This window comes from Streptomyces poriferorum, from assembly GCF_019399235.1.
Classification (GTDB): domain Bacteria; phylum Actinomycetota; class Actinomycetes; order Streptomycetales; family Streptomycetaceae; genus Streptomyces; species Streptomyces poriferorum.
On sequence record NZ_JAELVH010000162.1, the window covers coordinates 1 to 14,556 of the forward strand.

Sequence of the window (14,556 nt, forward strand, 5' to 3'; positions counted from 1 at the left end):
CGGCCGGTCGATCCGGAGGTGAAGATCACGTAGGCCAGGGCGGGGCCGGGAACGGTGATGTCGGGCGCCTCGACGGGGTGGGAGGTGAACTTCCAGTCGTCGAGGCCGACGGCCACGGCCTCCGGCTCGTCCGGCTCGCGCTCGCCCGAGCTGTTGAGCTGGAGGACGGCCCGGGCGTCCTCGATGACGACCGCCCGGCGCGCCGCCGGCCACATCGGATCGAGCGGGACGAACGCGCATCCCGCCTGGAGCACGCCGAGCAGCCCCACGACCATGTCGGCGCTGCGGCCCAGGGAGATGCCCACGACCTGCTCGGCCGTGAGCCCGCGCCCGATCAGGTGGTGGGCCAACTGGTTTGCGTAGCCGCTGACCTGACCGTAGGTCAGCGTGCGCTGCCCGTCGACGACCGCGACGGCGTCGGGTCGCTTTCGTACTTGCTCGTGGAACATCTCCACGATGGTCGGCCGGTCCCGGACCGCCTCGGTGTCGTTCCACCGGACCAGGTCCTCGATCCGTTCCGCGAGGCCGCATGGGCCGATGGTCCCCAGCGGCCGGTCGGGGAAGTCGGCGAGGTCGTCGAGGGCGGCCTGGGCATCGGCCGGGGAGACGCCTTCCGGGACGGTGATGGTGCGCCCCGCCGCGTCGGTCTCCCATCCGGCGGCCCCGGAACCGCCGTTGGCGGCCCATCCGAGGACATCGGCGAACAGGGTGCCGGGAGTGAGGTCCATCCCGTCAGGGCTCTGTCGCGCCGCCCAGTAGGCCAGACCGATGGCACACGCGGTGACGAGGGTCCCGTCGCCGTGATCACCGGTTCTCCGGCGCAGGCCGGCCAGGCTTTCTTCGGAGAGAGTTGCGAGACGAGCGCCCGGTTCCATCATCGAAAACTCCGCTTCCCAGCCAACGAGGTGTCCAACTTAGCCTAGCCTAACTAAGGTTCACCTAACTACCTTCACGCCAGGCCTGCCACAGTCGCGCGTATCGGCCCCCCAGGGCCACCAGTTCCTCGTGCGTCCCCTGCTCCACCACCCGCCCCGCGTCGAGCACGGCGATCCGGTCCGCAGCCATCGCCTGGGTCAGCCGGTGCGCCACGAACAGCGTGGTCCGGCCGGCGCACGCGGCGAGCACACCGCGCTCCAGTTCCGCGGCGCCCTCACTCCCGGCCTCCGCCGTGGACTCGTCCAGCACCACCACCGGCGAACCGGCCAGCACCAGCCGCGCCAGGGCGATCTGGGCGACCTTGGTGACGTCGAGGCGTTCACCGCCCTCGCCGACCACGGTCCGCAGCCCCTCCGGCAGCGCCTCGGCCCACACGGCCGCACCGACCGTCCGCAGCGCGTCCGTCAACTCGGCATCGGTGGCCTCCGGCGCGGCAAGCCGCAGATCGTCGGCGAGCGGACCGGAGAACACGTGCGTCTCCTGCGTCAGGATGCTCACCAGCGCCCTGGCCCCGGCCTCGTCGAGATCCGCGAGATCGTTCGGTCCGATCCGCACCGAGCCGGACTGCGGGCTCCCGATGCCCGCGATCAGCGCGGCGAGGGTCGACTTGCCCGCGCCCGTCGCCCCGACCAGGGCCAGTGAACCGCCGGCCGGAATCGTCAGGCTGACGTCCCTCAGAACCGGGTCCTCGGCGTCGGGATAGCTGAACGTCAGCCCCTCCACCGTCACCCGGTACGGAGCAGCGTCCGCGGGCGCCACGGTGGAGTCGCCCACCAGGCGGTCCTCCGCGTCCTCCCCCAGCACCCCGACCAGCCGGGTCAGGCTCGCGCCCGACTTCTGCGCCTCGTCGAACGTGAACATGATGGCGCCGAGCGGCGTGAACAGCCGGTGGAACATCAGCGGGGCGGCCGAGACCTCACCGAGGGTGGCGGCGTCGCCTTCCAGCAGGGCGTAGCCGACCAGGAGGATCAGGACGAGCCCGATGAACTCGGCGCGGTTCTCCCGGCCGACGAAGCGGCCGAAGAACCGGAACACCTCGATGCCGAACTCGCGCACCCGCCACGACTCGGCCGTGACCTTCTCGCGGAACGCGCCCTCCAGGCGGTACGCCCGGACCGTGTCGATCCCGTTCAGGCCGCTGATCAGCGCCTGGGCCCGGTCGGCCTGAGCCGCCCGCTGCTTCCGGTAGAGCGGCGCGGACCGGGGAAGGTACCAGCGCAGCGCCAGGGCGTACGCGGGGAGCGCACCGGCGCCCGCCAGGCCGAGCCGCCAGTCCAGCCCGAACATGCCGGCCGTCGCGATGGCGACGAGCACGCCGGCCGAGAACACGGTGGGCACGGCGGACCGGATGCCGCGGGACAGCACGGCGACATCGTCACCCACCCGGGACAGCACATCTCCCCGGCCGACCTGCTCGATCCTGGCGCTGGGCATCCCCAGCACCGCCCGGACGGCGCGTTCGCGCAGCCGGGCCAGCAGATCCGCGCCGAGCCGCCCGATCAGGTACGTCGACGCCGCGGTGGCCGCCGCTCCGAGAAGCGCGGCGGCGACCATCAGCACGCCGATCCGGACGAGGAGGGAACGGGGTTCGCCGTCGACCACCCCGTCGACCACCTGGCCGAGCAGGAGCACCGGAAGCACCTGGAGCGCGGCCCCGGCCACCGTGGTGAGCACGGTGGCCGAGGCCAGCCACGGAACCTCGCGGCAGTGCGCGGTGACCCACCGGGTCGCCTCGCCTCCGGTGGCCGTGCGCAGCTTTGCCGGGGCGGCGCGGGTGCCGGTGGCGCTCACGCGCGAACCGGGGCGGGCCGGCCGTGGTTGCCGGACGACGTCACTGCTCGGCCGACTTCACGAGCTCGTCGATCGCGTACGGCATCGACAGCAGCGTGCCCTGGGAGATGGCCGCACCGACCGCCGGACCCTCGCTGTCGAGCAGGTACGACACCCGGCCGTCCTTGACGGCCTTCAGGTTGCTGAACAGTTCGGACTTCTTGAGGGCTTCCTGGTCGGCCTTGTCGTTGATGACGAAGATGCGGTCGACGTCGACGAGGTCCATACGCTCGGGCGAGAGCACGGTGTAGAACTTGCCGCCCGCGATCTTGTCGATCTCCGTCGCGCCCTTGTAGCCGATGCCCGTCACCAGGCGTCCGCGTACGTCCGTGGTGGTGAACGGCGCCACGGACTTCTCGTACCAGGACAGCGCGACACCGGTCTGCTTCGCGAACTCCGGGTGGGCCTTGGCGGCGGCGTCGAGCTGCGCCTGAACGCCCTTCACCATCGCGGCGCCCTCGGTCTCCTTGCCGAGCGCCTTGGCGATGTGGAGCGCGTTGTCCTGCCAGGGCGCGCTGAAGGGCTCCTTCTCCGCCTTGGTGCGGCCCACCGTCGGGGCGATCTTGGAGAGCTTGTCGTACGCGGCCTGGTCGACCTCCGAGTAGACCGCGATGATCAGGTCCGGCCGAAGGGCGGCGATCTTCTCGTAGTTGGGGCCCGCGTCACCGTTCTTCATGATGACCTCGGGGCGGGCGTCGCCCCACTTGTCCTTCACCCACGGCCACTGGGTGTTGATGTCGGGGGTCTTGCCGGCGGGGTTCGGGTACTGGTCGACCATGCCGACCGGCTTGATGCCGAACGCCAGGATGGTCTGGTCGTCCGTGTAGCCGACGGAGACGACCCGTTCGGGCGCCTTGGTGATCTCGGTGGATCCGAACGCGTGCTCCACGGTGACCGGGAACGCCCCTGCGGCGGCCGGGGCCTTGTCGCTCGCCTTGTCCGTCTCGTCCTTCGAGTCGGAACCGCATCCCGCCAGGAGGCCGATGCCGAGGGTGGCGGCGGAGACCGTCGCCGCCAGCCGCTGCCAGGGCTTGGTGAGCATCGTTCTGTGGAGGAGCATCCGGATTCCCTTGCGTTCGCACTGTCCAATGGGCCCTGTGTAAGGGCAGCCAAACCTTACCCCGATGGGGTGAGGTTAGCCTAGCCTAACTTTTGTATTTCCTTTGCTCAAAACCTAGTTGAGCGATACATGCGTCCGGCCGATCGGCACGATGAGCGGCCGGTCGCCGACCGGATCGTCGATCACCATGGCCCGCAGCCCGAACGCCTCCTCGAGCAGCCCGGCGGTGATCACGTCGCGGGGGTGTCCCTGCGCCAGGATCGCGCCTTCGCGCATCACGATGAGGTTGTCGCTGTAGCGGGTGGCCAGGTTGAGGTCGTGCAGCACCATGACCACGGTGCATCCCGACTCGTGCAGGTCGTCGACCAGGTCGAGCACGTCGATCGCGTGCGCCAGGTCCAGGTAGGTGGTCGGCTCGTCCAGCAGCAGCAGATCGGTGCCCTGGGCCAGCGTCATCGATATCCAGACGCGCTGGCGCTGTCCGCCCGACAGCGAGTCGACGGGACGGTCCGCCAGCTCGGACACCCCGGTCATGGCCAGCGCGGACGCCACCACGTCGGCGTCGTCCGACGACCACTGCCGCAGCCAGCTCTGGTGCGGATGCCGCCCGCGGGCGACCAGGTCGGCCACCGTCAGCCCTTCCGGGGCGACGGGGGCCTGCGGCAGCAGGCCGAGCTTCTTCGCCACATCCCTGGTCCTGAGCCCGGCGATGTCCTCGCCGTCCAGGACGACCGCGCCCTTGACGGGCTTGAGCAGGCGGGTCAGCGTGCGCAACAGCGTGGATTTCCCACAGCCGTTGGGCCCGATGATCGTGGTGATCACGCCCGGCGGGATCGCGACGTCCAGCTCGTCGATGACGGTCCGTCCGCCGTACCCGACCGTGATGCCCCTGGCCGCCAGCCGGGCGGCGTCCCTGCCCTCCGACTCGACCTCGGTGGTGGTTTGGTGAACGGCCACAGGCCCCCCATTCTCCGGGTAGTCCGACTCGTCTTTCATCTATCTGAGATTCGCCCGTACCAGCAGATACACCAGGAAGGGGCCGCCGATCGCGGCGGTGACCACCCCGACCGGGAGGCCGATCGGCAGCACCGAGCGCGCCACCAGGTCGGATCCTGTCAGCAGCAGCGCACCGGTCAGTCCGGAGGCCACCATCGGCGGTGTCGGACACCTCGCCAGACGCATCGCCACCTGCGGCGCCACCAGCGCGACGAACGGGACCGGGCCGGCCGCACTCACCGCGACCGCGGCCAGCAGAACCGCACACAGCAGCAGAAGGGCCCGCACTCTCGTGTACCGGACGCCGAGGCCCGCGGCGACCTCGTCACCGAGGTGCATCGGCTTGAACTGGAACGCGACGCAGGCGACGACGGCCATCAGTGCGAGCGAGCACCACAGTGCCACCCGGACCTCGTCCCACGACCGGTTGTCCAGCGAGCCGACGAGCCACGCCTGGGCCCGCGCCACATCCCTGATGTCCGCCGAGACCAGCAGCCAGGTCGTGACCGCCTCCGTCATGGCGCTCACCGAAATGCCGATGAGGATGAGCCGGAAGCCGTCGATGCCCCGCCGCCACGCGAGGAAGTACACCAGCAGCCCCGCTCCGAGGCCGCCGGCGAGCGCCGCCACGGTGAGCCCCACGGAGCTGACGACCGCCGCGGCGATCCCGCCCGACACCGTCACCAGGAACACCGCGACCATGCCGGCACCCCCGGTGATCCCGAGAACGTCCGGGCTGGCCAGTGGATTTCGTGCGACGGACTGGGTGATAGCCCCGGACACCCCGAGCGCGACCCCCACCACGAGTCCGGCCAGCGCCCGCGGCATCCGCAGGTCCATGACCACGAACTCGTCGACCTGCTCGCCCCGGCCGAAGAGCGTGGCGATCACCCGGGAGAGGCCGATGGGGAAGTCCCCGACACTGATGGAGAGGCAGAACACGAGGAAGCCCGCGGCCGCGAGCAGTAGCGTGACCAGCACGAGCCAGGGCCGCCATACGAACGACATCTGACCGATGCGCACGCCCGGCACCGGCGAAGGCTTCGTCTCTGTCACGTTCATGCGCTCCTGAACTTTCCGCGCCAGACCAGACCCGCGAAGAACGGGGCGCCGAGAAGGGCGACGACGATACCCGCGTCCAACTCGCCCGGCCGCACCACCAGTCGGCCCACGATGTCGCAGACCAGGAGGACCACCGCGCCGAGGAGACCCGCGTACGGCACCAGCCACCGGTAGTCGGGCCCGGTCAGATAGCGGGCCACATGAGCGACCATGAGCCCGAGGAAGGCGATGGGACCGCACGCCGCCGTCGCCGCGCCCGCCAGCAGCGTGATGGCGACAATGCCGACCGTCCGGCTCAGCGCGATGTTCACTCCGAGTCCCCGGGCCACGTCGTCGCCCAGGTTCAGCAGGTTGAGGGAGGGCAGCATGGTGAGCGCCAGCACCAGCCCTGCCACGACGAACCCCGTCACGGGCCAGATCACTTCGAAGCCGACGCCTGCCACGGAACCCGCGTTCCAGAACCGCAGTGCGTTCAGCGACTTCTGGTCCGACAGCGCGACCGCGGTCGTCATGGCCGCGAGGAACACGGTGATCCCCTGACCGGCCAGTGCCAGGGTCAGGGGATTCCCCGCTCCTCTGCCGATGCTCGCCAGCCCGAACACGACGACACCGGCGACCGCCGCCCCGAGGAAGGCGAACCAGACGTACTGGAACGGATCGGTGAACCCGAACACGGCGATCACCGACACCACCGCGAACGAGGCGCCCGCGTTCACTCCCAGCAGGCCCGTGTCCGCGATCGGGTTGCGCGTGTAGCCCTGGATCAGCGAGCCGCCGACGCCCAGGGCGATGCCCGCCACCACGGCGAGCACTGTCCGGGGCACCCGCACGGTCTGCACGATGAGCCGGATCTCGGTGAGCCGCTGGTCGGATTCCGGCGCCGCGAACAGCCCGTGCCACACCTCTGCGGGACTCAGCGCCCGCGCACCCACGGCCAGGGAAACCGCTCCGGCGACCACGAGGATCACCAGGAGCGTGCCCAGCCCCACGACCCGCCTCCGGCGGGCCGTCGTCGTGCCCCTGGACGCGGGGCGCTCCACTGCAGTCGTGCTCATGTCGGCGTACGTTATCCCTTTGATCCACTCGGAGGCGCGGCGGTCCGGACCCTGGCGACGGCGCTAGCGGGCCGTGCCACCGGTGGCGTTGGCAACCGGTTCGGCGCAGCGGACCAGCAGCGAGTCCAGGATCTCTCCGACCCGTATCGCGGTGTTGGACAGCAGCGCCGAGGTGATGCCGTGCGTGTGCTCGGTGCCGCCCTGGAGGTAGATGCCGCAGCGCAGGCCGGAGTCCGTCGAGATGCGGTAGTCGCGCTCGACGCGGAGCCGGCCCTGCTCGTCCCGCAGGCAACGGTCCGCCACGTCGCCCAGCAATCCGGCAGGGTCGGCGGGGCTGTAACCGGTGGCGAGCACGACCACGTCGGCGTCCAGGAGCGTCTCCTCGCCCGTGACGAGGGATCTCACCGTGGCGCGGACATGGTCCGGCGTCTCCTTGACCTCTTCGAGGCGCGACACGTTGAGGAAGCGCAGCCGCTCTGCGCCGAGCACCTTCTCCTGGTACATCTGGCGGTAGAGGTCATCGATCAGGTCGATGTCCACCACGGAGTAGTTGGTGTTGCCGTGGTAGTCCATGAGTCTGCGCTTGACGCCCTCGGGCGCGGCGAAGTACTCGTCGACCGCGCCGGGGTCGAAGATCTTGTTGGCGAAGCTGCTGTCGTCGGCGGGGCTGTAGCCGTAGCGGGAGAAGACCGCGCAGACCTCGGCCCCGGGAAAGCGCCTGTGCAGGTAGGCGACGTTCTCGGCGGCACTCTGCCCGGCACCGACGACCACGAACCGTGAGGGCGAGGTGCCCTCCAACGTGTCGACCTTCGCCAGCAGTTCGGAGTTGTGCCAGACACGGTCGCCGCGTTCCACCCCCTCCGGCACGAGGGGGCGCAGTCCGGTGCCTATGACGAGGTTGCGGGCCCGGTGCACGGTGAGCCCCTCGCCCGACCGGACCGTCACGTCCATGTACTCCACGGCACCGCCGACGAGGACGGGCGTGACGCCGACGACCTCGTGGTCGTAGGAGACCATGCTGTCGACCTGCGCGGCGGCCCACTCGAAGTAGTCGTGGAACTCCACCCGCAGCGGGAAGAGGTTCTTGTGGTTGATGAAGTCGACCAGCCGCCCCTTGCTCTGCAGATAGCAGAGAAAGCTGAACTCGCTGGACGGGTTCCGGAGCGTCACCAGGTCCTTGAGGAAGGAGACCTGCATGGTCGCGTCATCGATGAGCATGCCGCGGTGCCAGCCGAACTGTGGCTGCTGCTCGAAGAAATGAGCGCTGAACGCCTCCTGGGTACCGCCCCTTGCGTTGTGCTCACTGATCGCGATCGCCATGGCCACATTGGACGGCCCGAAGCCGATGCCAATGAGGTCGTGGACCGGTGGTGCGTCGCCAGGACGAACCTGTGACATGTCACTCCCATCGTGCGGGGAAGCCGCCTGTCAGGCGTGGGGAACGTGCGATAGACGGGCACGCCGAGGGAGCGACCCGGTGAAACTTAGGTGAGCCTAAGCTAATCTTGCGACGCTGTCGATAGAGCGAAGCCGGCCAACCGGCACCACCGGGCCGGTCAACTCGTGCACGGTACCCGCCCATTGCGAGATTAGGTAAGGCTTGCTTTACTGACTGTCGCTTCATCCCTACGCTGAGGAGGAACCCCTATGCGGGTCGTCATGTTCGGTTACCAGACCTGGGGGCACCGCACCCTGCAAGCCCTCCTGGACTCCGAGCACGACGTGGTGCTGGTCGTGACCCACCCCAAGAGCGAGCATGCGTACGAGAAGATCTGGAGCGACTCCGTCGCCGAGCTCGCCGAGGACCACGGCGTTCCGGTGCTGATCCGCAACCGCCCCGACGACGACGAACTGTTCGAGCGCCTCAAGGAGGCCGAGCCGGACATCATCGTGGCCAACAACTGGCGGACCTGGATCCCTCCGCGCATCTTCGCCCTCCCCCGCCGCGGCACGCTGAACATCCATGACTCGCTGCTGCCGAAGTACGCCGGCTTCTCGCCCCTGATCTGGGCCCTGATCAACGGCGAGCGCGAAGTGGGCGTCACCGCGCACATGATGAACGACGAGCTCGACGCCGGCGACATCGTCCGGCAGGAGGCGGTTGTGGTCGGACCGGCGGACACCGCCACCGATCTCTTCCACAAGACCGTCGACCTCATCGCCCCGGTCACCACCGGCGCACTCGACCTCATCGCCGGCGGGCAGACGGAGTTCACCAAGCAGGACCGCTCCCGGGCCAGCTTCTTCCACAAGCGCTCCGCCGAGGACATCCGCATCGACTGGACCTGGCCGGCGCAGGACCTCGAACGCCTGGTGCGCGCCCAGTCCGAGCCGTACCCCAGCGCCTACGCCTTCCACCGGGGCAAGCGCCTGGAGATCCTCGCCGCCGTGGTGTCCGAGGGCCGCTACGGCGGAACGCCCGGCCGCATCTTCTACCGCGAGGGGGACGGCGTGGTGATCGTCGCCGGCGCGGACGCCCGCACGGGCCGCAACCACGGCCTGGCGGTGACACGCGTCCGCACCGAGGACGGCCGGGAGATGCCCGCGACGGAGTACTTCACCTCGATGGGCGGATACCTGACCAGCCGCCCCTGACCCACGGGGTCACGCAATCCCCAGCGCGGACCGCACCTGCCGCGAGCGGAGCCGTGGCGGAGCTCCTCCGGGAGCCCGCCACGCTCTTCGCACGGCGCGGGTCGCCCTGCTCGGCCGGCCCGACCGGCTGCGGAGCGGGCCGGATCGAGGGCGTCGAGTGGCGGGACCGCTCATCATGATCCGCCCCAAGACCCGCCTCACGACCCGCCTCTCGCGCCCGTCGGCGAGAGCACACGCCGCGTCTCCTCGGCGTCGGGGACCGAGACCGCCAGCCTGCTGAGCGGTGAGCTGCGGTGCAGTTCCACACACAGCACCGGGCCACCCGACCGCACGAGTGTGAAGTCCTGGCCGTCGCGGTGCCTCCGGATGCCCGCGCACAGTCTGCCGGGAACGCAGGTGCCGCTTTCGCGTTCACCGCGCAGCGCGCGCCACCAGTCGGGCTCGACGTACACGTGGCGCAGCGCGGCCCCGGGCACCCGCACATCGCGGTGGCGGGCCACCGCCTTCTCCCACCACGACAGCCTTACGACGATGTCCGTGCCCTCGATCAGCACGCGCGCCATGGCTCCGCCCTCCTGGCCGGCTTCCTGTCCTTTCGGCGGCTCACTCGGCCGGTTCGACCCGGACCAGCCGCAGATCCCCGCGGTACCGGTCCTGGAGGAGTCGCGCCCCGTCCCCGAGCGCGGTGGCCGTGCTCTCGTCGTAACGGCGGTAGTGCGCGCGGCCCAGGGCGTCCACCCGGTCGTGCCAGGAGGCGTCCGCCATCGCGCGCGGTGTGCGGCTCCCGGCGTGGGACAGCTCCCGGGCCGCGGACACCGCGAGGCCGGCCTTGATGCGCACCGACAGCAACAAGCAGAGTGTCAGCAGCCGGTACAGCGGCGAGGGGGTGTTCCGGAGCCGGATTCCGGCTTCCTCGGCGTACGTACGCCCGTACTCCTCCAGCAGACGCTCGACTCTCGCCGGCGGGGACATGGGGCACCTCCCGCGCATGACACACGATGGTGCGGCTCGGCCCGTGCCGTCCACCGCATGTCGCTGTTCGCCGCCGCGCCGACTGGTGTGCCGGGCCGGCGACCAGCCCCCCATTCTACTCGTCCGGGTGCGGGCGGGCCGTTGCGCGCACCCGGTTTCCCCTTGTGCGGGCCGTGCGCCCGGGGTCACCCGAGCGCACGGCCCGATGGGCGTTCGCAGGGCGGCGGTGCCATGTTTCGGACGTGTGCCAGTGGCAACCCGGTTGTACGGCGCCGCCGCATCTGCTCGCCGGTGCGGACCGTGTGCCACTGGGCAGGGAACCCGACGAGTACCAGGAGGAGAACGCCGTGCCGGCAGGATCCAGCCGCAAGCGAGAGCGTCAGTACGAGCACGTGAAGGAGAGCGCCAAGGACCGCGGCGAGCCGGAGAAGCGCGCGAAGGAGATCGCCGCCCGCACCGTCAACAAGGAACGCGCCCGCTCGGGTGAGGCGAAGACGTCGAGCAGGACGTCCACACAGGACCCGAAGTCCGCTTCCCAGCGCGGCGGGGAGCGCTCGCACAAGGGTGCCCAGGGACGTACCAGGGACCAGTTGTACGAAGAGGCCAGAAGGAAGAACATCGAGGGCCGCTCGACGATGAACAAGGAGCAGCTCCGCAAAGCGGTCAGCCGCTGAACCTCCGGGCCTCGCCCGCCGGCCACAGGGCCGTGACCGGCCTTGCGGCCCCTCTCGGCCGACGGCCCGCAGGGCGGGCAGGAGCTCTTCGCGTGCCCACCGGATGAAGGGCCGCTGGTGCGCACCGCCGATCTGCACGAGTGCGATCTCGGTGAACCCGGCATCGGTGAAGGCGCGTACCGCTTCGACGAACTCCTCGACGTCGTCCCCGCAGGGAACCGACCGCACCATGTCCTCGGGCCGGACGTGCTGGGTGAGGGGCTGACCGGTCGCGAGGGCGGCCACGTCGGCACCGACCCGCGCGGCGCTCTCGGCGGCCTCGGCCCGCCGGCGCAGGATCTCCTCCGCGAGTTCACGCATGTCGCTGCGCGGCTGGGTGGCGAACTCCATTTGCTGAAGATGGAGTTCGGACTCGAAGGCCGAGTAGCCCGCCGCCCGTTTCTCGGCGAGGGCCGGCGCCGCCGTCGACAGCGCCCGGGGCTCACCGCTGTGCGCGTCGACGAGCAGCAGTTCCTCCTCCACTCCCACTGTCCGCACCATCGCGTCCTCTCAGCCGGACGCCGTCGGCCGCACCGTGTGATGCGCCTGTGTACCGTGCGCGTGGCGCGCGCGTGCGCGCCGTCGCATCCCGACGCCGTCCCGCGTCGCCCGTGCTTCGTTCAAGCTTCCCGCGCAACGGCGTGAGACACCTCCGGGGCTCCCTCGCTGCGCCGTTCGAGCGGCGCGCGGTTGCGGGCGCCCCGGCACGGCCGCAGGCTGCCGGAGACCGGGCGGGCGCGCGAATGACCCGCCGCTACGCGGGGAATCCGGAGGCTCCGGTCCCGGAGAAGCGGGATCGAAGCACTCCGCACCGACACAGACAGGACGGACGAGGCCGATGACTGAGCACGATGTGAGCAGGCGGAAGGTACTGGCCATCGTCACCAACTACGGAGTGGAGCAGGACGAGCTCGTCGTTCCGGTCGACCACCTGCGTGGATGGGGCGCCCAGGTCGATGTCGCGGCGATGACGAAGGGCCCCGTCGAGACCCTCGTCGGCGACAGGGAACCCGGCAGGACGCTGGACCCCGACCTCACGCTGGACGACGTCGATCCGGCGGCGTACGACCTTCTCCTGGTACCGGGCGGGACGCTGAACGCCGACACGCTGCGCACGCAGAGCTCCGCGGACCGGATCGTGCGCGCGTTCACGGGATCCGGCCGCCCCGTCGCGGCCATCTGCCACGGGCCCTGGGTGCTGGTGGAGGCGGGGGCAGTCGCGGGCAAGCGGCTCACCTCCTACGCCTCACTGCAGACCGACATCCGCAACGCGGGCGGCGACTGGGCAGATCTGCCGGTCGTCACGGACGATTCGGGCGGCTGGACGCTCATCACCTCAAGGAACCCTGGCGATCTGGAGCCATTCATCCGGGAGATCGACGCGGCGCTCGCCGTCCCCGGTCCCTCCGGCACCTGACCGCGGGACTGACCCCCGCGGGGTCCAGCCATCGCCCGGATTCGGGAGCTGTGCGGGATCGGGAACGTTCCTGACCCAGATGGTTACGGAAACGCACGCCCACAGCCGCTCACCGTCGGACACCGCCACTGTCAGCTGCCGGGGATGCTCCACCGCCTGCTCCGGTCGTGAGGTGCTCCTCCGCCGCCAGCACCGCATCGTGCACTCCGGTTCTGCCCAGCAGTACGCACAGCGTGTACGCGGCGTCATCCAGTGCCTGCCGCGCCCGCATGTCGGACGGGGCGTCGGTCAGCCGGGACTGACAGCCGCGGAACTCCTCCAGGACCTCGGCGGTCCGGGCACGGCTCGGCATCAGCCCGATGTACGCGGCCCGGGGCGGCAGGGCGCGAGCCGCCGCCACCGCCCGGTGCAGCGCCCGCTCGACACGCGCCGGCATCGCGACGCCACGTGCGTCGGCGGCCATGGCGGCGGCAAACTCCGCCGAGGTGACACCCGCCGCCCTCGCGGCCGCGCCGAGCACCCGCCCGGCGTCCCGCGCCGAGCACGGAATCGCCGCCATGACCGTGCCGACCGCCCACGCGGCCCTGGGCTCGTCGATGGGGGGCTGCGCTGCGGAAGGCGCTGCCCCGGGCGAGGTGTTCCCTCCGCCGGGCTCGGGGTTGCGCGGAATGCGGGCAGACATCATCAGGGCCGTTTCTCGACGAGGCGACGGAGGGGTTCCGCGACGGAGGGGTTCCGCGACGACCGGGAGGGGGACACGCCGGTCCTCGCACGCCCCCGTGTGCTCATTTCCGAAACATGACATCCGGAGCAGGAGTGCGCCTGTGGACCAGGCCGCTCGGGTGACCCTCCCCGGCCTGGCGGCCCCGTCGACAGCGGCGCGGCTGCGTGCACGGTACGAGGAATGCGCGGTGTACGGGGCGCGGCCCGGGTGCGGCGGGGTTGCGGCCGTGCGCACAGTTGCTGGGGAGAGCCGGCGGCAGGGCCGCACCGGCCGGAGAGGTCCACGGCGGCCTGCCGGAAGGGCGGTGGGCGTTTCCCCTTCGCCTCCGGCGCCCCCACCGAGCGGACGACGGGTCGCAGTCGGGACCCGCTGTCAGCCGCCCTCACCACGCAAGGAGTCTTCGATGCCGGCCCTCGGAACGACGATGCCGGTGACCGGCGCACCCTGCTGGGTGAGTCTGGTGACGCCCGCGCCGCACGCGGCCCGGTCGTTCTACGCGAGGGTGATGGGGTGGGAGTTCCGCGACAGTTCCCTCGGACGCGACTTCTCGCTCGCCGTGGCGGACGGCGAGCCTGTCGCGGGCCTGGGGTACTGCCACGGTCGTGACCTCGCCGCCAACTGGACTCCGTACTTCGCTGTGACGGACGCCGACGAGACCGCGGACCGGGTCAGGGAACGGGGGGCCACACTCGCCGTCGGACCCGCGCGGCTGGGCGATGGGCGTGCCGCGCTCGCGGCAGACCGGGACGGGGCCGCCTTCGGCTTCTGGGAGGGCCCGGCCCTGGCCTGGACCGTGGGGCGGGGCAGTGCTCCCGCGCACCTGGACCTCATGACACGTCATGCCTTCGAGGCGGCCATCTTCTACGCCGGGATCTTCGACTGGGCGAAGCCGAGCGGGGGCTGCACGGTGGAGTACGCGCAGGACCACGTCATGGTCCAGGTCGCCGGACACACCGTCGCCACCCTGCGGGGCGGCGGCGTCGAATCCGCCCCTGACCCGAAGATGCGGCCGAGGTGGGTGGTGGACTTCCAGGTGGAGGACAGCCGGGCTGCCGCGGCGGCGGCCGATGCGGCCGGCGGGCAGTCCTCACCGGCCCCTCCCCCGCTCGGCTGCTCGAAGGACACCTACATCATCCGCGATCCCGGCGGCGCCCTGTTCACCGTCTCGGGGGCCGGCTAGGTGTATTGACCCGGAG

Annotated in this window: 13 protein-coding genes and 3 pseudogenes; 4 read left to right on the plus strand and 12 right to left on the minus strand. The window is 70.8% G+C overall.

All coding sequences use genetic code 11. The features are described 5' to 3' along the window. The 7 genes from JGS39_RS25390 to JGS39_RS25420 form a co-directional block, all read right to left on the minus strand. Positions 1-878: AMP-binding protein (locus JGS39_RS25390; protein ID WP_219571808.1), on the minus strand; the 878-nt coding region annotated here is incomplete at its 3' end. A 61-nt stretch (positions 879-939) separates the two neighbouring features. Then, on the minus strand, positions 940-2,727 hold the full coding sequence (locus tag JGS39_RS25395) for an ABC transporter ATP-binding protein (protein WP_219571810.1): 1,788 nt from the start codon (positions 2,725-2,727) through the stop codon (positions 940-942). A 40-nt stretch (positions 2,728-2,767) separates the two neighbouring features. Further along, on the minus strand, positions 2,768-3,826 hold the full coding sequence (locus JGS39_RS25400; RefSeq protein WP_219571811.1) for an iron-siderophore ABC transporter substrate-binding protein: 1,059 nt from the start codon (positions 3,824-3,826) through the stop codon (positions 2,768-2,770). A gap of 114 nt (positions 3,827-3,940) precedes the next feature. Next, positions 3,941-4,822 (minus strand): ABC transporter ATP-binding protein, encoded by an 882-nt coding sequence (locus JGS39_RS25405; protein WP_236063016.1) that lies wholly within the window; start codon positions 4,820-4,822, stop codon positions 3,941-3,943. Next, entirely contained in the window at positions 4,823-5,884 is a 1,062-nt protein-coding gene (locus JGS39_RS25410) for a FecCD family ABC transporter permease (RefSeq protein ID WP_219571814.1), read from the minus strand. Further along, positions 5,881-6,939: a FecCD family ABC transporter permease gene (locus tag JGS39_RS25415; protein ID WP_219571815.1), complete on the minus strand. Its 1,059-nt coding sequence runs from the start codon at positions 6,937-6,939 to the stop codon at positions 5,881-5,883. Before JGS39_RS25415 ends, JGS39_RS25410 begins: the two co-directional genes overlap by 4 nt. 63 nt (positions 6,940-7,002) lie before the next feature. Beyond that, positions 7,003-8,337, minus strand: coding sequence for a lysine N(6)-hydroxylase/L-ornithine N(5)-oxygenase family protein (locus tag JGS39_RS25420; RefSeq protein WP_219571817.1), 1,335 nt, complete (start codon positions 8,335-8,337; stop codon positions 7,003-7,005). 249 nt (positions 8,338-8,586) lie between these two features. Here JGS39_RS25420 and JGS39_RS25425 point away from each other — a divergent pair, with 249 nt between their 5' ends. Continuing rightward, positions 8,587-9,534, plus strand: coding sequence for a methionyl-tRNA formyltransferase (locus JGS39_RS25425; RefSeq protein WP_219571818.1), 948 nt, complete (start codon positions 8,587-8,589; stop codon positions 9,532-9,534). Between the two features lie 197 nt (positions 9,535-9,731). Here JGS39_RS25425 and JGS39_RS25430 read toward each other — a convergent pair whose 3' ends face one another. Both JGS39_RS25430 and JGS39_RS25435 read right to left on the minus strand, forming a co-directional pair. Continuing rightward, the gene (locus tag JGS39_RS25430; RefSeq protein ID WP_219571820.1) at positions 9,732-10,097 is read right to left on the minus strand and encodes a hypothetical protein; all 366 of its coding nucleotides are present in this window, start codon (positions 10,095-10,097) and stop codon (positions 9,732-9,734) included. 52 nt (positions 10,098-10,149) lie between these two features. Continuing rightward, positions 10,150-10,506: pseudogene (locus tag JGS39_RS25435) on the minus strand (endonuclease); the annotation flags it as partial. A 347-nt stretch (positions 10,507-10,853) separates the two neighbouring features. On the opposite strand from JGS39_RS25435, the gene JGS39_RS25440 reads away from it, so the two are divergent. Next, positions 10,854-11,180: a plasmid stabilization protein gene (locus JGS39_RS25440; protein WP_219571827.1), complete on the plus strand. Its 327-nt coding sequence runs from the start codon at positions 10,854-10,856 to the stop codon at positions 11,178-11,180. Positions 11,181-11,246: 66 nt separating this feature from the next. On the opposite strand, the pseudogene JGS39_RS41045 reads toward JGS39_RS25440, so the two are convergent. After that, positions 11,247-11,435: pseudogene (locus JGS39_RS41045) on the minus strand (LLM class F420-dependent oxidoreductase); the annotation flags it as partial. Positions 11,436-11,504: 69 nt separating this feature from the next. Then, a pseudogene (locus JGS39_RS41050) lies at positions 11,505-11,720 on the minus strand (glutamate-cysteine ligase family protein); the annotation flags it as partial. Positions 11,721-12,057: 337 nt separating this feature from the next. On the opposite strand from JGS39_RS41050, the gene JGS39_RS25450 reads away from it, so the two are divergent. Further along, positions 12,058-12,636 carry a type 1 glutamine amidotransferase domain-containing protein gene (locus JGS39_RS25450; protein ID WP_219571822.1) on the plus strand — a complete coding sequence of 193 codons (579 nt, stop codon included), beginning with the start codon at positions 12,058-12,060 and terminating at the stop codon, positions 12,634-12,636. A 109-nt stretch (positions 12,637-12,745) separates the two neighbouring features. Here JGS39_RS25450 and JGS39_RS25455 read toward each other — a convergent pair whose 3' ends face one another. Next, on the minus strand, positions 12,746-13,321 hold the full coding sequence (locus JGS39_RS25455; protein WP_219571824.1) for a DUF5133 domain-containing protein: 576 nt from the start codon (positions 13,319-13,321) through the stop codon (positions 12,746-12,748). 442 nt (positions 13,322-13,763) lie between these two features. On the opposite strand from JGS39_RS25455, the gene JGS39_RS25460 reads away from it, so the two are divergent. Further along, entirely contained in the window at positions 13,764-14,540 is a 777-nt protein-coding gene (locus JGS39_RS25460) for a VOC family protein (protein ID WP_219571826.1), read from the plus strand. The last annotated feature ends 16 nt before the right edge of the window (positions 14,541-14,556 follow it).